At 68.6% G+C, this 20,027-nt stretch carries 20 protein-coding genes and 2 pseudogenes; 11 read left to right on the top strand and 11 right to left on the bottom strand.

Features of this window, described 5'->3' with window-relative positions:
- The 5 genes and pseudogenes from ABT070_RS44545 to ABT070_RS44565 form a co-directional block, all read left to right on the top strand.
- Positions 1 to 156 (top strand): alpha/beta fold hydrolase (locus ABT070_RS44545; protein WP_451103037.1); only part of this gene is annotated, 156 nt, incomplete at its 5' end.
- A pseudogene (locus tag ABT070_RS44550) lies at positions 156 to 1,450 on the top strand (PP2C family protein-serine/threonine phosphatase). The gene ABT070_RS44545 and the pseudogene ABT070_RS44550, both read left to right, overlap by 1 nt.
- The gene (locus ABT070_RS44555; RefSeq protein WP_351768901.1) at positions 1,447 to 1,785 is read left to right on the top strand and encodes an STAS domain-containing protein; all 339 of its coding nucleotides are present in this window, start codon (positions 1,447 to 1,449) and stop codon (positions 1,783 to 1,785) included. The pseudogene ABT070_RS44550 and the gene ABT070_RS44555 overlap by 4 nt, the downstream one beginning before the upstream one ends.
- 129 nt (positions 1,786 to 1,914) lie before the next feature.
- Positions 1,915 to 2,421, top strand: coding sequence for an ATP-binding protein (locus ABT070_RS44560; protein WP_351768903.1), 507 nt, complete (start codon positions 1,915 to 1,917; stop codon positions 2,419 to 2,421).
- Between the two features lie 583 nt (positions 2,422 to 3,004).
- Entirely contained in the window at positions 3,005 to 4,180 is a 1,176-nt protein-coding gene (locus ABT070_RS44565; protein ID WP_351768933.1) for a PP2C family protein-serine/threonine phosphatase, read from the top strand.
- A gap of 421 nt (positions 4,181 to 4,601) precedes the next feature.
- Here ABT070_RS44565 and ABT070_RS44570 read toward each other — a convergent pair whose 3' ends face one another.
- Positions 4,602 to 4,979: a DUF6233 domain-containing protein gene (locus tag ABT070_RS44570; protein WP_351768905.1), complete on the bottom strand. Its 378-nt coding sequence runs from the start codon at positions 4,977 to 4,979 to the stop codon at positions 4,602 to 4,604.
- Positions 4,980 to 5,917: 938 nt separating this feature from the next.
- On the opposite strand from ABT070_RS44570, the gene ABT070_RS44575 reads away from it, so the two are divergent.
- A complete protein-coding gene (locus ABT070_RS44575; protein ID WP_351768907.1) occupies positions 5,918 to 6,304 on the top strand; it encodes a MerR family transcriptional regulator in 387 nt (128 codons plus the stop codon).
- On the opposite strand, the pseudogene ABT070_RS46380 reads toward ABT070_RS44575, so the two are convergent.
- The 7 genes and pseudogenes from ABT070_RS46380 to ABT070_RS44615 all read right to left on the bottom strand — a co-directional run bounded on the left by ABT070_RS46380 (position 6,253) and on the right by ABT070_RS44615 (position 12,133).
- Positions 6,253 to 7,146 (bottom strand): annotated as a pseudogene (locus ABT070_RS46380) (IS5 family transposase). The gene ABT070_RS44575 and the pseudogene ABT070_RS46380 overlap by 52 nt on opposite strands.
- A gap of 47 nt (positions 7,147 to 7,193) precedes the next feature.
- Positions 7,194 to 7,586 carry a hypothetical protein gene (locus ABT070_RS44590; protein ID WP_351768909.1) on the bottom strand — a complete coding sequence of 131 codons (393 nt, stop codon included), beginning with the start codon at positions 7,584 to 7,586 and terminating at the stop codon, positions 7,194 to 7,196.
- Positions 7,587 to 7,794: 208 nt separating this feature from the next.
- Positions 7,795 to 8,379 (bottom strand): TetR/AcrR family transcriptional regulator, encoded by a 585-nt coding sequence (locus ABT070_RS44595; protein ID WP_351768911.1) that lies wholly within the window; start codon positions 8,377 to 8,379, stop codon positions 7,795 to 7,797.
- Between the two features lie 130 nt (positions 8,380 to 8,509).
- Positions 8,510 to 9,523 carry an NADP-dependent oxidoreductase gene (locus ABT070_RS44600; protein WP_351768912.1) on the bottom strand — a complete coding sequence of 338 codons (1,014 nt, stop codon included), beginning with the start codon at positions 9,521 to 9,523 and terminating at the stop codon, positions 8,510 to 8,512.
- Between the two features lie 74 nt (positions 9,524 to 9,597).
- Positions 9,598 to 10,509 (bottom strand): alpha/beta hydrolase, encoded by a 912-nt coding sequence (locus ABT070_RS44605; protein WP_351768914.1) that lies wholly within the window; start codon positions 10,507 to 10,509, stop codon positions 9,598 to 9,600.
- 72 nt (positions 10,510 to 10,581) lie between these two features.
- On the bottom strand, positions 10,582 to 11,397 hold the full coding sequence (locus tag ABT070_RS44610; protein ID WP_351768916.1) for an oxidoreductase: 816 nt from the start codon (positions 11,395 to 11,397) through the stop codon (positions 10,582 to 10,584).
- Positions 11,398 to 11,845: 448 nt separating this feature from the next.
- Complete coding sequence (locus ABT070_RS44615; protein WP_351768917.1) at positions 11,846 to 12,133, bottom strand: hypothetical protein; 288 nt, start codon at positions 12,131 to 12,133, stop codon at positions 11,846 to 11,848.
- 713 nt (positions 12,134 to 12,846) lie between these two features.
- On the opposite strand from ABT070_RS44615, the gene ABT070_RS44620 reads away from it, so the two are divergent.
- A complete protein-coding gene (locus ABT070_RS44620; protein ID WP_351768919.1) occupies positions 12,847 to 13,266 on the top strand; it encodes a hypothetical protein in 420 nt (139 codons plus the stop codon).
- A gap of 262 nt (positions 13,267 to 13,528) precedes the next feature.
- Here the strand turns inward: ABT070_RS44620 and ABT070_RS44625 are convergent, their stop codons facing one another.
- Together ABT070_RS44625 and ABT070_RS44630 are read right to left on the bottom strand one after the other, a co-directional pair.
- The gene (locus ABT070_RS44625) at positions 13,529 to 14,038 is read right to left on the bottom strand and encodes a hypothetical protein (RefSeq protein WP_351768921.1); all 510 of its coding nucleotides are present in this window, start codon (positions 14,036 to 14,038) and stop codon (positions 13,529 to 13,531) included.
- A gap of 32 nt (positions 14,039 to 14,070) precedes the next feature.
- A complete protein-coding gene (locus ABT070_RS44630) occupies positions 14,071 to 14,718 on the bottom strand; it encodes a TetR/AcrR family transcriptional regulator (RefSeq protein ID WP_351768922.1) in 648 nt (215 codons plus the stop codon).
- 191 nt (positions 14,719 to 14,909) lie between these two features.
- Between ABT070_RS44630 and ABT070_RS44635 the strand changes: the two genes are divergently transcribed.
- The 3 genes from ABT070_RS44635 (at position 14,910) to ABT070_RS44645 (ending at position 18,909) form a co-directional block, all read left to right on the top strand.
- On the top strand, positions 14,910 to 16,391 hold the full coding sequence (locus ABT070_RS44635) for an APC family permease (protein WP_351768924.1): 1,482 nt from the start codon (positions 14,910 to 14,912) through the stop codon (positions 16,389 to 16,391).
- Positions 16,391 to 17,491 carry an alcohol dehydrogenase catalytic domain-containing protein gene (locus ABT070_RS44640; RefSeq protein WP_351768925.1) on the top strand — a complete coding sequence of 367 codons (1,101 nt, stop codon included), beginning with the start codon at positions 16,391 to 16,393 and terminating at the stop codon, positions 17,489 to 17,491. Before ABT070_RS44635 ends, ABT070_RS44640 begins: the two co-directional genes overlap by 1 nt.
- 80 nt (positions 17,492 to 17,571) lie before the next feature.
- Positions 17,572 to 18,909, top strand: a complete 1,338-nt coding sequence (locus ABT070_RS44645; protein ID WP_351768927.1) for an aldehyde dehydrogenase family protein — start codon at positions 17,572 to 17,574, stop codon at positions 18,907 to 18,909.
- A gap of 105 nt (positions 18,910 to 19,014) precedes the next feature.
- Here ABT070_RS44645 and ABT070_RS44650 read toward each other — a convergent pair whose 3' ends face one another.
- Positions 19,015 to 19,389 carry an Ig-like domain-containing protein gene (locus ABT070_RS44650; RefSeq protein WP_351768929.1) on the bottom strand — a complete coding sequence of 125 codons (375 nt, stop codon included), beginning with the start codon at positions 19,387 to 19,389 and terminating at the stop codon, positions 19,015 to 19,017.
- A gap of 283 nt (positions 19,390 to 19,672) precedes the next feature.
- Between ABT070_RS44650 and ABT070_RS44655 the strand changes: the two genes are divergently transcribed.
- Positions 19,673 to 19,900: a hypothetical protein gene (locus ABT070_RS44655; RefSeq protein ID WP_351768931.1), complete on the top strand. Its 228-nt coding sequence runs from the start codon at positions 19,673 to 19,675 to the stop codon at positions 19,898 to 19,900.
- Positions 19,901 to 20,027 lie beyond the last annotated feature (127 nt).

A 20,027-nucleotide genomic window follows, 5' to 3' on the forward strand; every position in this document is an offset into this window, starting at 1 on the left:
GACGCCATCGCGCCCCCGGGGGTCGGCGCCTACGTCCACCGGTCGATCCCCGGCTCGACGCTGATCACGCTCGACGCCACCGGGCACTGCCCGCATCTCTCCGCCCCCGAGGCCACCAACGAGGCGATCACCGGCTTCCTCGCCGGCCTGCGCTGATGTGCCACCCCGGGCATCAGCCCGACCCGCACTGCACAAGCAAGGAGAAGACAGCGAATGCGGCGTTCGCCTCGCTGCTGGAGGACAGCGCCGAAGAACTGTACGAGGGCGCGCCGTGCGGATACCTGTCCACGCTAATGGACGGCACCATCGCGAAGATCAACACCACGCTGCTGGACTGGCTCGGTCTGGAGCGGGAGGCGGTGGTGGGCCGGACGCGGTTCACCGACCTGCTGACCGTGGGCGGCAAGCTGTACCACGAGACGCACTTTGCGCCGCTGCTGCGCATGCAGGGCAGGCTCGGCGGCATCGCCCTGGAGATGAAACGGGCCGACGGCACCCGGATACCGGTCCTGGTCTCCTCTGTGGTCAAGTACGGCGGCACCGGCGAGCCACTGCTCATCCGCACGACCGTCTTCGACGCCCGGGACCGCCGCGCCTACGAGGAGGAACTCCTGCGCGGCCGTAAGGCGGCCGAGGAGGCGCGCAGACAGGCGGAGGCCGACCGTGCCAGGTTGCAGGAGGCCCTCGCGGTGCTCCAGCAGTCGCTGCTGCCCGCCACCTTGCCCCACATGCCGGAGTAGAGGCGGCCGCCCACTACCGCACCGCCTCTCCCGACCGGCTCGGCGGCGACTTCTACGACGTCTTCCCGGTCGACGGCAAACGCTTCGCGTTCTTCCTCGGCGACGTGTGCGGCAAGGGGCCGCAGGCCGCCGCCGTCACCTCGCTGACCCGCTACACCCTGCGCGCCGCCGCTCTGCACGACCCCGAACCCGTCTCCGCCCTGTCCACCCTCAATGCGGTGCTCCACGAGCGCTACACCGGAAGCGGCGACGCGCGCTACTGCACCGTCATCTTCGGCATCCTCGACCTCGATCCAGTCACCGGGCAGGTCACCGTCCGACTCGCTGCGGGCGGCCACCCCCCGGCGCTCATACTGCGGGCCTGCGGCACAGCCGACTTCCTGCCCACCCCCGGCGGCTTCCTCGTCGGAGCCCTGCCCGACGCGCGCTTCGCCACCGCCACCACGGTCCTCGCCCCCGGTGACACCCTCCTGCTCTACACCGACGGCCTCACCGAAGCCCGCACGGGCGAGGACCGCACCACCTTGTACGGGGACGAGGCCCTGCGCGCCTTCGCCGCCGGCCATGCCGGCAAGCCCTCGCACGACCTCATCAAGGCCCTCACCGGTCTGCTGGACGACTTCGGCGACGGCCTCGACGACGACACCGCCCTGCTCGCCCTCGGCATCCCCACATCCACCCTCGACCCGAGGACGAAAGGCGCCGAATGACTCCGTTGAAGATCACCGCCCGAGACGCCCTGACCGGTCCCGTTCTGGAGATCATCGGCGAACTCGACTACACCAACGCCACCGAACTGCCGGACCTGCTCACGACGATCCCCCTCCAGCCGGGACAGCGCCTCGTCCTGGACTTGGCCGGTCTGGAATTCTGCGACTCCAGCGGCATCAGCGCCCTGATCGCCGCCCGCAATCTCGCTCAGGCCGCCCAAGCCGACGTCGCTCTCGCCGCAGTTCCTGCCCATACCCTGCGCGTGCTGCGCATCGTCGGCCTCGACCAGATCTTCCCCCTCCACCCCGACAGCGATGCCGCTACCCAGCCCTGATCCACGGAACGTGCAATCGGGTGGCCGTGTCGGGAGCGTCCACGGTGTGTGTGGCGGGCACCCGGGTACGCGACAGAACGGAAAAGCCAAAGAACACCGAAGACCGTGAATGCGACGAAAGAGCACCGTATGGTCATCCCGCCGAGGAAACAAACGGCCGATTTGCAGGGTCCGGACGGGGGCGTTCCACTGCGCTACGGCGCGATCTGGGGGGAGGGCGCGGCCCGCGCCGCGGACGCCCGCCAGGCCCTGCGCGCCTTCCTCGGCCACGCCCCGCGAACCGGCCGCACAGCAGTATCGACCGCCCTGGCGGTCGACGCCGAACTCGCCGCCAGTGAGCTGATCACCAACGCCATCCTGCACGCTCCTGGCCCCTGCGGGATGACCCTGCGGTTGTCCAGTGACGAGTTGACGATCACCGTTTGGGACAGCTCCACCGAGAAGCCGGCGGCGAAGAAGGCTGACCCGCGCCGCATCGGCGGTCATGGACTGCACCTGGTACACACGGTCAGCGACAGAGTCGTCGTCGCGCTACGTGAAACGGGAAAACGGATCACCGCCCATCTGTCCCTGACACAGAACCAGAGCACCACCAGTCTCGGCGGAATCGCTCTTCCGGCCACCTTCCCGGGCTGAACACCACCCGTCATCGGTCTGCAGCCGGCAGCGAATGCAGCCGCTGACTCGGCGGTCGACAAGCGCACCACAAGAACACACGCCACGGCCGTGGCGTTCAGCCTCGACCACGGCTGGTCAGTGCACGGTCGACGCCCGCAGAGGCAACGCCCGGGCTGGTTGCTTGTCGACGCCTTGGGCGCTGTGGGGGTGTGCATACCAGCGTCCACACTTCCCTTCAGTGCAGGCCAGCCGAGTGCCCGTCACAGGTGCGGGACCCGCCCGTGCAGTCAGCATGCTGGGCGCCGCGTGGGGCGACGGGCCCCCCTCATCGCCCCCACGTAGGGGCGGAGGCGGCCAGCCCCTCCTCGAGCTCGCGACTGGAGCAGTCGTGACGGCCGCGTCCGCGGGCTGACGTGGGAAACAAACCCGCTTCATATGCGCATAACGTGATCATCTTCATTTATTATGACTTTTCATGTGTTGACGGTTGCTGTCGTGATTCTCAGGCTGGTAGGTGGGGCGGGTGGAAGGGGCTGCGGTCGTGAGTGGTGGGCAGCGTGGACTTCCCCGGTTGCTGACGGCGGCGGAGACGGCTGCGCCGGTGGATGCCGTCGACGTGATCGCGGAGGACCTGCGGCGGCGTTTCAAGGCCATGAAGGTTTCTTTCCTCATCGTGGACCTGACGGGTAAGGCGGTTGCGCGGCTGTCCAGCTCCCCTGCGGAGGGTGAGTGGGAGGCGGAGCGGATCCCCTTGTTCGGCAGCGTCTACGAGGAGGTGATCCGTACCCAGCGGATGTATCAGGAGGCGACCGGTGAGGGACAGCGGGTGATCGTGCCGGTCACCAACCGGGGGGATGCGATCGGGCTGCTGGAACTGCTCCTGCCGGCCGACCTTGGCGAGGACGTCCTTGATGAGGTCGGGGAAGCCGCCCACATCCTGGCCTACGTCGTCATCGCCAACGGGCGTTTCACCGACCTCTACACGTGGGGCAAACGCTCCAGGCCTCCCACCCTGGCAGCAGAAATCCAGTACCAGCTGCTGCCCCCGGCACTGTCGTGCGAGGCCGCACAGTTCACCCTGTGCGGGAGCCTGGAGCCCTCCGAAAATCTCAGCGGCGACACGTTCGACTACACCCTGGACCGCGACACCCTCCATATCTCGGTTACCGACCCCATGGGCCACGACATCGATGCCGCTCTGGCCGCCACGGTCCTGGTGAGCGCCCTGCGCGGAGCCCGCCGCGCAGGAGTCGGCCTGGCCGAACAGGCTCACCGGGCCGACCAGGCACTGGCCGGTCACGGCCACGGTCATGCCACCGGGCAGCTGCTGCGCATCAATCTCCGCACCGGGCAGGCCCAGCTCGTCAACGCCGGTCATCCCTGGCCCTTGCGTATGCGCGAGGGGGCGGTGGAGGTGATTACCTGCGAGGTGGACCATCCCTTCGGGCTGTCCGAGTTCGCGACGCTCCCGTACCGCGTTCAGGATCTCGATCTGCGCCATGGTGACCGTCTGCTCATGTTCACCGACGGCATGGTCGAACGTCACGGGGAGAAGGTCGACCTGCCTGCCCTGCTGGAGCGCACACGGGACCTGCACCCGCGGGAGACCGCGTTGATGCTGACGTCCGCAGTCCGGGACGCCTCCGGTGGCCGGCTCGAAGACGATGCCACCGTGATGTGCCTGGACTGGCACGGCCCCAAGGAGACGCAGCGGCACGTGAGCTCCGGCGCGGACACCCGGCAGGCTTCAGCCCGTCGCACAGACCAGCAGCCTTGACCAGGGCGCTTCCTGGACGGTGCCAGATGGCTGGTGAGCAGTTCTCGCGTCGCGACTCCTCCCGGAAGTCTGAGCTCTCGCCCTTCCTCAGCCGCTACGGGTGGCTTTGGGACCTACCCGAATGAGACATCGCGAGGTGTCTGGAGAACCGTCCCACTTCGGTTCCGCGGCCCAACCGGGTGGCAGGGCGGGGTCGGCGGTCGGGGCGGTCAGCATCGGCTGGGGCAGGTGCCACGTCACCGGGCGGGCTGACCGTCAGGGGCGGGTGCTGGTGAATCGGGTGGTCGGTCCCCAGTCTTTCAGGACGGGGTCCATGTACCGCTGGCAGAGGGGGCTGCCGCCGTGGCCGTCCTTGTGTGTCTTGCGCTGGCAGGTGGCGCAGGGGCCGACTTGGCTGCCCAGACAGACGAACGCGGACGGGTCAGGATCTGCGACCGGAGGCGGGGGCGGGGGAGTACTCGTCGTGCTGGTGTCCTTGCGGCAGGGGGCGGTGGTGGAACGTCGGGGTGGTGCCGCGGGGTAAGTCGATGATGTCGAGCTGGCTGTCGGGGCGGCAGTGGGTGCAGGGCCGCAGGCCGCTGGCGAGGAGGCGGCGTGCTTCGTCCCGGCCGACCGAGCGGCGCCGTTTGCCTGCCATGGGGCAGTCGCCGGCGTGAACCTGGAAGGGTGGGCGTCCGGCGCCGATGCCCAGTTCGGCCGTCCACTGCGGCGGCTCGGGGCGGCGCCGCCGGCCATGCTCGGTTTCTGCCTGCCGCTGCTGCACGGCGGCGATCTTCGCATCGATGCGGGTCAGCCACATGGCGTGCCACCTCCGCATTCCGTGGAATCAGCTTTGTCAAGCTTGCGGCCTATCGGCCAGATGGGCTGATTGCTGGCATGGCTCATGGTCGGATGCGCCGGTGTCTGGGTTCGTTCATTGATCGGCTCCGCCGGTGGAGCCCATGACTTCCTCGCCCCGCCAGGGTTCGATTACCTCTCCGCCGTGCGCACCAAAATCTATGTCGGCCAGAGTAGACATTGGGTGGTGGTGTGGTTATGGTTTCTCTCGTAGCCGAGATCGAGCAGGGCCCGGCAGACACGAACTGCCGGGCAGCAGTATGCAGTTGCAGTGCGCATGACGGTGCGGTGGTGGAGTTCCGAAGCCAGGGTTGTTGCTGGATGGCGACGGGGCTGACGACCGGGCCGGGTGGCCCGCAGTGATCAGGGGCCGCCGTGAGCAGGACCGCAGTTGACGCAAGTGCAGTACCCGTAAGTGCAGGTCGCAGTACCAGCAGTGCATTGTCAGTGGTTCCTCGGTAAAGGCGTCGGCTGCGGGCGCGCGTGCCGGGAGGTTCGGCAGTGGGGTTCCAAGCCAGAGCAGACGCAGGACGGGCGACGGGGCTGGCTGCCGAAGGGTGGCGCTTACTCAGATCACCGGGAGTTCGCATCACCAGCAGTACAGAGCAGTACGCAGTCCCCGTTTGGCAAGTATTTGATCAAGAGGGAAGAACGGAGGAGCCGAGCGCCATCAGGATCGCCCGGGCCGAAACCTTGAACCCGGGTACCGCAGGACATCGATAGTGAGGTGGTCTCCGGTCAAGCAACCGCGATCCCAGCACCCCCGACAGCAGCTCGGTCGGGTCTGCGGAAACAGAAGGCCGGCGCAGTACCAGGGCCGGCAGATGGTGTAGCAGTTCCTTCGGGGCCCTGGTGTCATCTGACACCAGGGCCCCTCCAGGCGTTCCACAGAGAGGTGCGATGACAGCAGACGATTCGTTCGGCCGGCTCGATGACGACGACTACCCCGCCTACACGATGGGCCGGGCCGCCGATATGCTCGGCACCACCCAGGGCTTCCTGCGCGCGATCGGCGAAGCCCGCCTGATCACCCCGCTGCGCTCCGCGGGCGGTCATCGCCGCTACTCCCGCTACCAGTTGCGCATCGCGGCCCGAGCCCGGGAGCTCGTTGATCAGGGCACCCCGATCGAGGCCGCCTGCCGCATCGTCATCCTCGAAGACCAGCTCGAAGAGGCCCAGCGCATCAACGCCGAATACCGCCGCGCCGCCGAATCGGCTAGGACTTGTCCGGCCGATCATGTTCGGAGCCAGATGGTGAGGGCGGTGGCGGTGGCGGTGCCTAGGTAGACGTAACGGCGCTTGTCGTAGCGCGTGGCCACCGCTCGGTGCTGTTTGAGCCGGTTGATGGCGCGCTCGACGGTGTTGCGCTTCTTGTGCCGCTCTTCGTCGAAGCCGGGTGGCCGCCCGCCGCGTGGGCCTTTTGCGTAGGCGGGCGGCCTGGCTGTCGGCCTTCTCCGGGATCGTGTGCCCGATGCCCCGGCGCCGCAGGTACTCACGACAGGGCCCGTTGCTGTGTGCCTTGTCGGCGGCGACGCTGTCGGGCTTCTTTCGGGGCCTGCCCTGTGCCGACTTCGGGACGCGGATCTTCTCCAGCACCGGCTTGAACTGGGTGCAGTCCGCCCGCTGGCCCGGTGTGACGATCAGAGACAGCGGGCGGCAGCGGCCGTCCGCGCTCAGGTGGAGTTTGGTGGTGAACCCGCCCCGCGGGCGGCCCAGGCCCTCACCTCCCGCACCACCTCCACCAGGCGGCCGTGCAGACTCTGCCACGGCGTTTCGTCCATATGTTCTGACCCTTCGGCCCCCTTTGAAGCGGGTGCCGGCGGTGGGTCGGTGCGGGCACCTGCCGCATGCTGATGCGCACGAACGATGGTTGAGTCGACCGAGACGTCCCAGTCGATCTCGCCGGCAGCGTCGGCCGACCACAGCCGGTGCCGTTCGTAGACCGTCTTCCACGGCCCGAACCGTTCCGGCAGGTCACGCCACTGCACTCCGGTCCGCACCCGGTGCCGAATCCCGTCGATCACCTGCCGGCGGTCCCGCCACCGGCCACAACGCCTGTTGCTGACCGGCAGGAACGGCCGCAGCCTTTCCCGCTCGGCATCACTCAGATCACCCCGCCCCATGGCCATATCAACGGGTTGGACCCGCAGTAGCCACACGTTCGACCGGACAAGTCCTATCCGGACGACCGGATCGCAGCGAACCGTGCACTCATGGCGGGACCAAGGTGGTCGACAAGGCCGTATCCGGGCTGATCCGGCCACGGCAGACTGAAGAGAAACGAGGTGACAACCACCTTGGTCACTTCGGGGACATCGAGTCGAAGCTGCTCTTCCAGGAACCGCAGCGTGACTTGCCAGTCCGTCTCATCCCCTTCGAGGAACGATGCGACGGTCTCCTGAACGACATCCCAGAAGAACACGTGGGGCAAGACACCGTCCTCGTTGAAGACATGCGCCTCAAACAGGTCCTCGTAGCCCGGCGAAGCCGCCACCAAGTCCCGCACGAGCTGAACATCTCGCTCCACAGCCCCCCTCCCTAGGCGCTCAGGATAGATCCACTCCTGCATCGGCCCGGAAAAGCCGCCCCTCGACCACACGATTGCGACAGCCCTCTACCCAAGCAGCAGACCAGCCCCTCCTTCATGATCGGCCGGACAAGTCCTAATCCAACGGCCGCGGCGTGAAGAGGCCGGGCGCCGTTCGGTCTTCCCGGCAGCTCTTCGCTGATCACGGAGGAGATGCTTGGCCCCCTTCTTCAGCTGCGGCGTGTCAGCGCTACTCCTGTGCGCTGAGCAGAGTGAGGGCGTTGCGGATGCCCTCTTCGAGGAGGTCGTCGGAGAGGCGCCGGTCGGCCAGGGCGCGGGAGAGCTGCAGTGTCCCGACCATCATGGCGTAGACGCTGAGGGTCTTCGTGTGCGCCGAGCGTGGATCGGCAGGCGCCAGGCGAGCGGCGATACCGTCGATGACGGCGAGCACGCCGTCGGTGTACGCCTGCTTGGTCTCGTCCGTGCAGCGCCCGATCTCATCGAGGAGTGCCGCAGAGGGGCAGCCGTCGCCGGGACTGTCGCGGTGCTGGGGCGACAGATACCACCGTACGATCTGCTCGACTCCGGCGATCCCGGGGGCCACCTGCTCGATGACGTTCGCGTACTGCGCGCGCAACTGGTCCGCGACCGCGCTGGCAACGAGGTCGTCCTTGGACGCGAAGTGCGCGTAGAAGGCGCCGTTGGTCAGTCCGGCGTCCGCCATCAGCGTCGAGATGCCCGAGCCGTCGATACCGTCTCGCTTGAACCGGCGGCCGGCGGTCTCGATGATCCGCTGCCTCGTCGCCTGCTTGTGCTCTTTCCCGTAACGCGTCACGCGCTTGCTCCTTTTGTGCGCCGGAAGGGTCGCCCGCGCTTCGCCATCATATTGGATTGCGAACGTACTCCAATGGTGGCCGACGGTGTAGTGGAGTCCCGGCACACGCCTTTTCTGCGGCCGGCCCGATTCAGTCGTTGTCGGGCGCCATCGAGATCACGACCTTTCCGGCCGTGGTGCGGCCCTGCTCGACGTGCGCCATCGCTTCGAGTGTTTGGTCGAAGGGGAACGTTCGGTCGATGACCGGGCGGAGCTGTCCGTTGTCGTAGAGGGTGGCGAGCTCGCGCAGCTGGGTTCTGTTCGCCTGCATGAAGAGGAACTGGTAGCGCACGCTCAGGGCCTTGGCCTGCTTGCGGATCTTGCGACTGAGCACGTTCATGACGAGGCCCAGAAGGGGTGGGGCGCCGAGCTGCTTGGCGAACGCGGCGTTCGGCGGGCCGACGACACTGATGGCCAGGCCGCCGGGCTTCAGCACGGTCAGCGACTTCTCGAGGTTGTCTCCGCCCAGCGAGTCCAGCACCAGGTCGTAGCCGGACAGCACCTGCGAGAAGTCCTTCTTGGTGTAGTCGACGACGATGTCGGCGCCGAGGCTCCTGACCAACTTCTCGGAATCAGTGTTCGCGGTCGTCGCCACTGTGGCGCCGAGGTGCTTGGCGAGCTGGATGGCCGTCGATCCGAGGCCGCCGGCACCGGCATGGATGAGCACTTTCTGGCCCGGCTTCACGTGGGCGCGGTCGACGAGGATCTGCCAGGCGGCCAGGGCCACCAGCGGTACCGCGGCCGCCTCGCGGAAGGTGAGTGACTGCGGCTTGGGTGAGACGTCGTCCTGGTCGATCGCGATGAACTCGGCGAAGCCTCCGATCCGCAGGTCGCGGGGACGTGCGTAGACCTCGTCGCCGACGGCCACGTCGCGCACGGCGGAGCCGATCTGCGTCACGATGCCGGCGACGTCGTGACCGAGCACGAACGGAGGCTTGTACTTCAGGAGTCGTTTGAACTCCCCGTTGCGGACCATTTTGTCCAGCGGGTTGATGCTGGTGGCGCTCACTCTGACCAGGACGTCCCTGTCCCCGACGGTGGGCTCGGGTACCTGTGCGGCGCGCAGGCCGTCCTTGCCGTACTTCTCGACGACGAATGCCTTCACGTCAGCCATCCCTTTGCGTGATCTTCTCGGTTGCCTTCTCGGCGGACGATGCGCATGTCCGGACAGCTTCCACGTCAGCTGCCGAGGTGCCGGCGAAGCCACTGACCCACCTGCTCGATCGCCCGGTCCACCTCGGGCACGCGCCCCGCGCCCAGGATGAACGAGTGCTGACCCTCGGGCAGCGGGTGGACCTCGGAGAGGATCTTGAAGTCGGCGAGTCGGCGGCCGAAGTCGGCGCCCTCGCCGGCAAGCGCCTCGTACTCGCCGTAGTGGAGGGCCGTGGGCGGCAGGCCGGTCAGGTCGGCGTTCACGATGCTGATGTCGGGGTCGGTGAAGTCCACGCCGGGGTCCTGCAGCCAAGCCGCTCGGAACTGCTCGAGGATGTCCCGGCTGAGCATCTTGTCGAGTTCCTCGTTCTCGTCCACCTTCGGGTTGCTGATGGTGAGGTCGGTCCACGGCGAGATGCTGACGATCGCTCCGGGGGCTGCCTCGCCCTTGGCGAGCAGGCGCAGCGGCAGCGCGACCGCGAGGGTGCCTCCGATGGAGTGGCCGGTGCTGCCGATGTTCCGCGGCTCGTAGCCCTGCCCGAGCAGCCAGCGGTAGGCGGTCTCGGCGTCGTCGATCTGCGCCGGGTGGGGGTGCTCGGGCGCCAGGCGGAAGCCCACGACGAGTGAGCGGGCTCCGGCCGCCTTGGCGATGTGGCCGGCGGCCTTGCGGTCCGATGAGATCGAGGCGGCGACCGATCCGCCGAAATGGAAGTGGAGCAGCGCCTTGTCGGGGTCGGCGCCCTCGGGGATGACCCACAGGGCGGGGACGCCGTCCGCGTCCACCTCGGCGTAGGTGACGCCCTCCGGCTCGGTCGATGCCGAAGCATGTGTGTCGACGATGTCACGGACGACGGCCAGATCGAGGCCCGGTGTCGACGCCTTCGCGCGCACGCTTTCGAGGAACTGCGCGAACTGCTGTGCTTCCGTGCTGATTCCCATGGTGATGCCCCTTGTCAGGTCAGAGCTGAACGCGCCTCGCGCGCACTGCAGGTGGATGGGCCGGGTGCGACGTCAGCCGGGCATCCGGTTGAACCTGCGGATCTGCTTGTCGAAGATCCCCGCGGGGACGAGGCGTCGCGCGGTGGTGATGCGTGAGGCGAGCGGTCCGGCGGTGTAGCGCAGTTTCGGCTTCGGGGCGGTGGCTGCCGTGACGATCCTTTTGGCGACGACGGCAGGGTCGTCGCCGGTCTTCATCGCGGCGGCGACCACTTCGTCGAAGACACGCCGCCGCTCCGCATACAGCGGCAGCGGGGTGTCGGGCTGCGCGGCATTGGCATCGAAAGCGGTCCGGGTATAGCCGGGCTCGACGAGCAGGACGCGGACGCCGTGCTCGCGGACCTCGTGGTCCAGGGATTCGGAGTAGCCCTCGATGGCATGCTTCGCGGCGACATAGAGGGCCATGTAGGGCTGCGGGATGACGCCGAGGACGGACGAGAGGTTGACGATGCGTCCACGGCCCTGGGCGCGCATGTGCGGCAGGACGGCCTTCGTCATACGGACGAGACCGAAGAAGTTGAGGTTGAAGAGGCCCTGGGCCTGGGCGACGGAGTTCTCCTCGGCGGCGCCGGCCGAGCCCAGACCGGCGTTGTTGACGAGGACGTCGATCCGTCCGAACCGTTCGATCACTTCCTGGACGGCGGCGGTAACGGATTCGTCACTGGTCACGTCGAGGTCGAGGAAGATCACACCGGCGGGCGGGGTGAGTCCCGAGGTGCTCCGTCCGGTTCCGATCACCTCGAACCCGGCTGCGACGAAGGCGCGAGCGGTTGTGTTACCGATCCCCGATGACGCCCCCGTCACGAGTGCTACCGGCCGATGTGTCGCCATGACGGACTCCCTGATCATTGAATTACGATCGTTTAGCTTACGATCGTAATCGTAATGCGGGACGATGCGGACGGCAAGGAGTGGGGCTGGCGACCGCCGGCCGGGAACCTGCGGCCGGTCCAGGAGGGGAAAGGAGGCGACGAAGGCGGCGGGGCACCGATACAAGCCAGCAGCGGCGCCCGCCGACAGCGGCTTTGGCACACCTGGGCGACATCGAACGGCGGCCGGCCGCCGGCCATCACCGACGACATGCTCCACACCGTGCTGCGTCGGAGGGCGAACGGCGAGTCCGTCGGGCACGCGCCGACTTCGCCGCCCTTCAGGCCGACCAAGTCCCCGGACCCCACTTTGCTGTCCCTGACCGAGCGTCGGAGGGGATCCGCAGTGTGCGTCGGCTGATCGACCGGGTCGAGGCTGATCCCGGTGACCTCACGGGCGAGGAACGGGCTCAGATCGGGGAGGCCGTCGCCGTCGTGCGCCGCAGCCGGAGTGTGATGCTCGGCATGCCCTGCATCGGCAAGCCCTTGCCCGACATCCACACCACAAGGTCCGCATGGGCACCGCTATGGCCGGCGGCCGCCGCGCCGGCGGCGAACGCCGCCGCCGGTGTGTGGAGTGCGCCATCGTGCAGGCCACCCGGACCGGCACGGCGATCAGCGTGAGCGGCATCGCCCGGCAGGCCGGGATCGACCGCACGTTCCTCTATCGCCACCGTGATCTGCTCGCGCTGATCCACGCCGCCGAACGCGAGCCCTCACCGGTCAGTCTGGCCTCGCTGCAAGCCGACCTCGCCAATTCTCAGGCCCGCAACACCCGCCTCGTGGCACAGGTCCGCCGGTTGGAGCGGCTCCTGTCGGAGCTGATGGGCGAGCAGGCATGGTGTGACTCGGTGCCCCGCCGACGTCGAAGAACTCCAGCGGCGGGTCGCGAGTCTGGAGCAGATGAACACCGAGCTGACCGCCCGGCTGGAGGGGAGGGGCGCAGGGCTGGAGGCGGCCCGCGCGGCAACCGGGAGCTGGCCTGGGCGTTGAACCAGCGTGGAGCCGCCCTGTAGCTCAGTTTGTGCTGCCGAGATACGAGGCAATGAGCTGATCTTGAAGCTCCGGTGACTGCTCGGCTCTCCGATTCATCCTCGGCGAGGGTGCGGTAGACGGTGGCGACCGAGGGTCGCTTGCCCGGGTGATGACAGGTTTCTGGGTGATCTGCGGTACGGGCACACCCTGGCGGTCGCCGCGTTCGTTTACGTGGTCCGCCATGCAAGTGGTCGGCGCACTCCGAAGCGAGCCAAGGCGGCCACCTCGCCCCCGCGAATACTTGGCTAGCCACGCGATTGCAGCGACGTTAGTCATGTGGCTAGCCATACTTTCTCTTGAACTTCCCCCGCAGAACTGAGGAGACCCCATGGGGGTGCCGTCAGAGGGGGCCATACGGCCTTGGAGGAGCGACCCCATGTCCCACAAGAACTCTGAAGTGAAGCCTCCGATCAATCAACGCGTGCTGACCCTCGGCATTACCTCTGATGCGCTTTCGCCGGACGATTTTCCGCCGGGGGTCGCGACGCTCGAGGAGCTTGTCGCCATGAGGAAGCGCAGCTGGGCTGCGCTCCAGGCCACAGGTATCGACGGCGAGGAGGGCTATGTCAGCCTGGACCCCGACGAGGCTGAGGCCGAGCTGCGCCGACTGTTCGACGGGCGCTCGTTCGGGGTCGTGCTCATCGGCGGCGGCATCAAGAATGTCCCGGAGTACACCGTCCTGTTCGAACGGATCGTCAACGTGCTCATCGACCTCCAGCCCGGCATCCGGTTGAGCTTCAGCTCGCATCCAACGAACGTGCCCGAGGCGCTGCAACGCTGGCTTAAGAGGTCCTGACAAAGTCATCTCACGGAGCTACGCGTTGGACGTGGCGGTGGGTGGTTCGGGGGCGGCCGAAGGCGTCAGCCACGGCCGGGTCCTTGTCCAGCAGCGGCAGCAACTGATGACGTCGCCCGTGGTTTCCGCCGGTCAGCGACACCACGAGCGGGTGCTCCACCTGACAACGGCACAGCCGACTCCGTCGGCGCCTTCGCGCTCGCCCACCCGGACCTGGTCGCCTTCGCCGCAGCGCGAACACGATGAGCGAGATGGCTCGTGGTTAGTCGTTTGGTCGGCCTTGTCGGCCGGTGACGGTGAGGTCGTACAGGGCGACGTGTTCGGCGCGTTCTCCGTAATGCAGCATCAGTCGATGCTCGTTTGCCGACAGCTGCACGGTGATCACTGGGCCGTGGCCGAGGAAGCCGTCGGCGGTGGAGTGCCAGTGCAGCGCCCCGCCCCGAACTGACTCGCCCGACTCCAGGTCTGTTCCGTGGCCGTGTAGCTCGACCGGCTGCCCGGCTACGACGGGACCGGCTGGCGACACGACGGTGATGAACGGCCGGACGCCCTTGATCCGCACCCGGAACGGCTCGCTGGTCACGGTGGACGTGCGCAGTCCGCTGGAGGCGATGACACGTAGCTGGCACGCTTCGCCACCGGGCAGCGAGTCGAAGTCGACGGTTGCAGAGGGGGTGGTTGTGGGGAGCGTGACGGGCCGCCAGCCGATGCCGTCGGTGGTGTAGCCAGGTCCCGTCGGTCTCTCGCCGACCTGCCCGGCGTGAACGCGCACCTCGGGACGCCGTCAACGTGTTCAGGGCCCCGTCAGGGCGCTGCCAGCGCGCCCGGCGGCAGATTCAGTTCCGCTTCCATGACCGTGCGCACCAGGCCGGTGATCGGCGCCTGGCGCTGCTGGACGCTGGTGTTGACGTAGGCACTGGTGCCGTCGATGGCGACGAGGATGCGTACGGCGGTGGCCCAGGGGTCTTCGGACGTGAAGGCGCGCGCCCGCACCCCCTCCTTGATCACTTCCTCGATGCGGTGGCACCACAGCAGTTCCTGGCGGACCACCTGCTCGTGCAGTGCGGGACGGTAGCGGGACAGGTGCCGGGCGTTCAGCCACAGCCGGCTGATGTCGTCGAACTCCTCGCCGGAGATCAGGGCGAGGAACCGCCGCAGCGCGATCAGCACGCTCTCGCCGCTCCCGCCGCCGGGATCGCCGGAATCGTCCGGCAGCAAGCCGTCGAGCTCCGCGCTGGTGGCATCGGCGAACGCCTCCGCCACGAGTTCCTCGGCGACGGGGAAGTAGTGGCTGACGAGCCCGGGGCGGACGCCCAGCTCCTCGGCCACCCTGCGCAGCGTGACGCACTCCAGCCCTTCGGTCAGTCCGACCTGCGCGGCAGCGGCGACGATCTCGCCGCGTCGCTCGGCGGGAGCCTTGCGGACGCGCTTGGCGGTGCCTCTTGACGTCATGTCCAGGATGTTATTGAGTGTGCAGCCAATAAGCAATTGGTCATGCGGCCAATACCGGGGTGGAACCGCCGCGCGGTGTACCCACCCCGCCCCGCGCCGACAGACCATGTCGCCGTCGACGCCGCCCGAAGCCGCCGTGCACACGGCCGGCCGGCGACGCGCACGGCCCTCACCCCTGTCAGGAGACGTACGTGGACGACGTCCGCACCGATGCCGGTGAACTGGCCTCCTACGGCTACGAGCAAGAGCTGAAACGCAGCCTCTCCGCCTGGTCCGTCTTCGCCATCGGCTTCGCGACCATCTCGCCCGTGGTCGGCATCTACGCCGTCGTCCAGCTCGGCTTCCTCTTCTCCGGACCCGCGTGGATCTGGGCGGTCGTGGTGGCGTTCCTCGGACAGCTTCTGGTGGCGTCCGTCTACGCCGAGCTGTCGTCCCAGTTCCCCGTCACGGGTGGCGTGTACCAGTGGGTGCGCCGGCTCGCGGGGCCGCGGCTGGGCTGGCTGGTGGGCTGGCTCTACCTCGCCTCCGCCGTCGCCTCCCTCACCACGGTGGCCTATCTCGGCGCCGGCTGGCTGTACATGCTCTTCAGCGACGGCACGATGTCGGCCACATCTCACGTGCTGCTCGGGGTGGTCTTCGTCGCCGTGGCGCTCGGCATCAACCTGCTGGGCGTCAACCCGGTGAAACGATTCCTGGACGCGGGCATCATCGCCGAAGGAGTCGCCTCCATCGCGGTGAGCCTCGTGCTGCTGGTCTTCGCGCGGCACAACGGTTTCGGCATCCTCTTCGACACCCTTGGCGCGGGCACGGCCTCGGGCGGCTCGGTGACGGCCGGATTCCTGACCTGTCTGGCGGTGGCGGGCTGGGCCTTCCTCGGCTTCGACGCCACCACGCAGGTGGCCGAGGAGACCGAGCAGCCGCGCCGCAGCGTGCCCAGAGCCCTGATGCGCGCCTACCTGTTCGTCGCCTTCACGGTCCTGCTCACTGGTGTGGCCGTCACCCTGGCCCTTCCCCAGCCGCGACAGGCCGTCTCGGGCGAGATCGTCGACCCGGTCTTCACCGCCGTGACGGACGGCCTGGGCGACTGGGCCGAGAAGCCCTTCATCCTCGTGGTGCTGATCGCGTTCTTCGCCTGCGCCATCTCGATCCAGACCTACATCGGGCGAGCCGTGTACGCCTTCGCCCGGGACCGGCAGCTGCCGTTCTCCCCGGCACTCGCCACCGTCGGCGCCCGTCAGATCCCCTGGGTCTCCCTGGTCGTGACGGCCGTGCTGGCCGCCCTCGGGCTGCTGCTCGGACTGAACGGCAACGCGGCGGCGACCCTGATCTCCTTCGGTTCCGGCGGGTTCTACTTCATCTTCCTCACCGTCGCTGTCGTGGCCCTGGCCGCACGGCTGACGGGCCGCTGGCAGCCGTCCTCGGGACATCTGCACCTGGGCCGGGCCGGACTGGTCGTCAACGTCCTGGCCGTCGTCTGGCTGCTGTTCGAATCGGTCAACATCGCCTGGCCCCGCACCGAACTCGCGCCGGTCGACGGCAGCTGGATCCAGGTCTGGGCCGTGGTCCTGGTCTTCTCCGCACTGTTCCTCATCGGCCTGGTCTACATCGCGGTCGCCAAACCCCACACCAGGCTCGCACCGAGCCCGAACTCCGAAGAGGTGGAGACGTCCTGATGTCGTCCCAGCAATCGCCCGCGATCGTCTTCGACCCCGCCACCGGACTGCAGACACGCGAGGTCTCGCTCCGGCCCGCCGGACCGGGCGAGGTGGCGATCGACGTGCGGGCCGCCGGCGTCTGCCACTCGGACCTGCACATCGTGAACGGTGACTGGCCCAGCGACCGCCCCCTCGTCCTCGGCCACGAGGCGGCGGGCGTGGTCACCTCGGTGGGTCCCGGCGTCACCACACTCCGGCCCGGCGACCACGTCGTGCTGTCCTGGTTCGCCCCGTGCAGGCGCTGCCGCAAGTGTGTGGCCGGCCAGGCGTGGCTGTGCACCGGCACCACGGCGGTCGCCAACACACTGCCCGACGGCACCACCCCCTTCACCGACGCCGACGGCGAGGAGGTGTGGCCCTACCTGGGCCTCGGCGCGTTCACGGACCGTGTGGTCGTCCCGGAGTCCGCCGCGGTGAAGGTCCCCGAGGAACTGCCGTTCGAGGTCGGCGCCCTCCTCGGATGCTCCATCACCACCGGCGTCGGGGCGGTCGTCAACACCGCCCGTGTCCGTCCCGGAGAGTCCGCGGTCGTCATCGGCACCGGCGGAGTCGGCCTGTCCGTGGTGATGGGCCTGCGGCTGGCGGGCGCCGATCCCGTCGTCGCCGTGGACCTTTCCCCTGAGCGTCTTGCCGTCGCGGAACGATTCGGGGCGACCCACACCCTCCACGGCGCCTCCACCGACGTCGCCCGCTGGTGCCAGGAGGAACTCGGCGGAGTCGACTACGCCTTCGAGGCCATCGGCAGCCCCAAGGTGATCGAGACCCTTCCGGCCATGCTCACCTCGGGCGGAGCGGCCGTCATCGTAGGCATGACGCCCACCGGCGCGACCGGGGCGTTCGACCTCTTCGATCTCGCCGACCAGGGCAAGCGCATCCTGGGCTGCAACTACGGCTCCAGCGTGGGGGAGATCGACATTCCCAGACTGGCCCGTCTGTACCTGTCCGGCCGGCTCCCCGTCGACGACCTGATCGGCACGGTCCGGCCGCTGGCCGAGGCGGCCGCAGCCCTCGACGATCTGAAGAACAACAGCGGCGTCCGCACGATCCTGCGGCCGTAGGCCCTAGGCCGTCGTCCGCACCACCGCGCACGCTCGTGAAGAGCGAACCGCCCCTTCCCCTCACGACTTCCGGAGACCACATGTACGCCGTCACCGACCCGACCACCGGCCAGGTCGTCGAAAGCTACGCGACCGCCACCGACTCCGACATCGCGGACGCACTCGACGCGGCCCACGCGGCCACCGCCTGGGGACGCACCAGCTCCGTCGCCGAGCGCTCGGTCCTCCTGCGGCGGCTCGGCGACCTGCATCGTGAACACCGGGCCGAACTGGCCGCCGGCATCGTGCGGGAAATGGGCAAGCCGCAGGCCGAGGCCGAATCCGAGATCGACTTCAGCGCCGACATCTACCACTACTACGCCGACCACGCGCAGCGTTTTCTCACCGACGAACCGCTCGACGTCACCTCCGGCCCCGGCACCGCGGTCGTACGGCGCAGTGCGATGGGCGTCCTGCTGGGCATCATGCCCTGGAACTTCCCCGCCTATCAGGTCGCCCGGTTCGCCGCGCCCAACCTCGCCGCAGGCAACACCGTCGTACTCAAACACGCCCCGCAGTGCCCCGCGACCGCCGCCTTCCTGGAAAGGCTGTTCCGCGACGCCGGCTTCCCGTCGGGCGCCTATGTGAACGTGTACGCCACCAACGGGCAGATCGCCGACCTCATCGCCGACCCGCGGGTCCAGGGCGTGTCCCTCACCGGGTCGGAGCGCGCCGGCGCGGCCGTCGCCGAGGTCGCCGGACGCCACCTGAAGAAGGTAGTCCTCGAACTCGGCGGATCCGATCCGTTCATCGTGCTGTCCGTCGACGACCTCGATGCCGTGGTCGAGGCAGCCGTGGCCGCCCGCCTCGACAACACCGGCCAGGCGTGCAACGCAGCCAAGCGTTTCATCGTCCACACCGAGTTGCACGACGCCTTCGTCGAGAAGTTCACCGCCCGGCTGCTCGCCGCCCAGTCCGGTGCTCCGCTGTCCTCGGTGGCCGCCGCCGAGGCGCTGGAGCGTCAGGTGAACGCCGCCGTCGCCCAGGGCGCCACCCTCCGCACCGAGGGCCGGCGCGACGGCGCGCACTTCCCCGCCGGCGTGCTCACCGGTCTCACCCCGAGCCACTCCGCCGCACGCGACGAACTCTTCGGCCCGGTCGCCATGGTCTTCCCCGCTGCCGACGAGGACGAGGCCGTACGCATCGCCAACGACACCCCCTACGGACTCGGCTCCTACGTCTTCACCACGGACCCGGGCCAGGCCCAGCGCGTCGCCGACCGCATCGAGGCCGGCATGGTCTTCGTCAACGGCGTCGGCGCGGAGGGCGCCGAGCTGCCCTTCGGCGGTGTCAAACGCTCCGGTTTCGGACGCGAACTGGGTCGGTTCGGCATGGAGGAGTTCGTCAACAAGAAGCTCATCCGCATCGTCGCCCAGTAGCGCTTCGCTTCGCCACGTTCCGACTCCGACTCCGACTCCGGTGCCGCGTGCGGAAGCTCTGAACGGGCCGGCCGTCGCCCCCCGGACGCAGTGGGTGAGCCTTCGTCAGGACGCCGTGCCGGTGCTGCTGTTGTAGTAGCGGTCGCCGCTGTAGACGGCGGTGACCGTGCCGGTCCGGTCGCTCTTCAGGACGGCCTCGCCGTTCACCAGTGCCACCGGCTTCCCGACGGCCACGCCGTCGACCTTGAACCGGACGGTGCCGGTGGGGACGGCGGGCTCGGCGGTGGAGGCGGCCACCTGCGCGGTCAGCCGGCCGGCGGCCGCGGTCGCGGTGGTGGAGGTGGTGCGGAATCCGACCCGGGTGAGGAAGTCCTCCAGGGTGGACTGCCAGAAGCTCCAGGTGTGCCCGCCACCGGTGGAGTAGTACGTGAACGGGACGCCGGCGTTGATCAGTCCCTCACGTTCCGTGGTCGCCGTCATCATGGGGGCGTTGCCGCCGAGGTCTTCCTGGCCGATGGCGAGGTGCGTCGGACGCCGCCTTCCACGGCGCCGACGTCTCCTGGCTCGGCCCGGCCACCGGAAAGCGCGGCACCCTGAAGCACGCCACCTATCCCTCGCCCGGCCACCTCACTCCCGTCGACACGAACCACCTCGTCGTCTACACGCCGCCCGGCTACGACCCGAAGCGGGCCGCGCCGTACCCCACGCTCTACCTGAGCCACGGTTCACCGAGGAGCAGCTCGCCGCGATCAAGAAGGCGGCGGTGTTCGTCGGCGGGGGCCGTCAGGACCCGATCAACCAGGGCTTCCAGACACGGCACCGCGGACCGCTGCGCGAGGTCCGCGACCTCACCGCGGCCGGCGTCCACGTGCAGACCGCGTTCGTGGACGGCGGACACGAATGGTACGTCTGGCGCCTGCTGCTCCGGGAATTCGTCACCAGGACTGCGTTCCTCCCGCCCACCTCCGCCGACCCCACCTGGGGAATCTGAGCGGGACGGAGCGGTGACGTCCGGCCGTCGGCCGACGAGGCTGCTGCCTTGCGGGAGTTCGCCGCCCTGCACCGGCCGAGGACGTCCCGTTCGAAGCGGTTGAGGCCGGCGGCGCCGCGCCGGGAGT

The sequence above is a fragment of the Streptomyces sp. NPDC002884 genome (genome assembly GCF_040295245.1).
GTDB lineage: Bacteria > Actinomycetota > Actinomycetes > Streptomycetales > Streptomycetaceae > Streptomyces.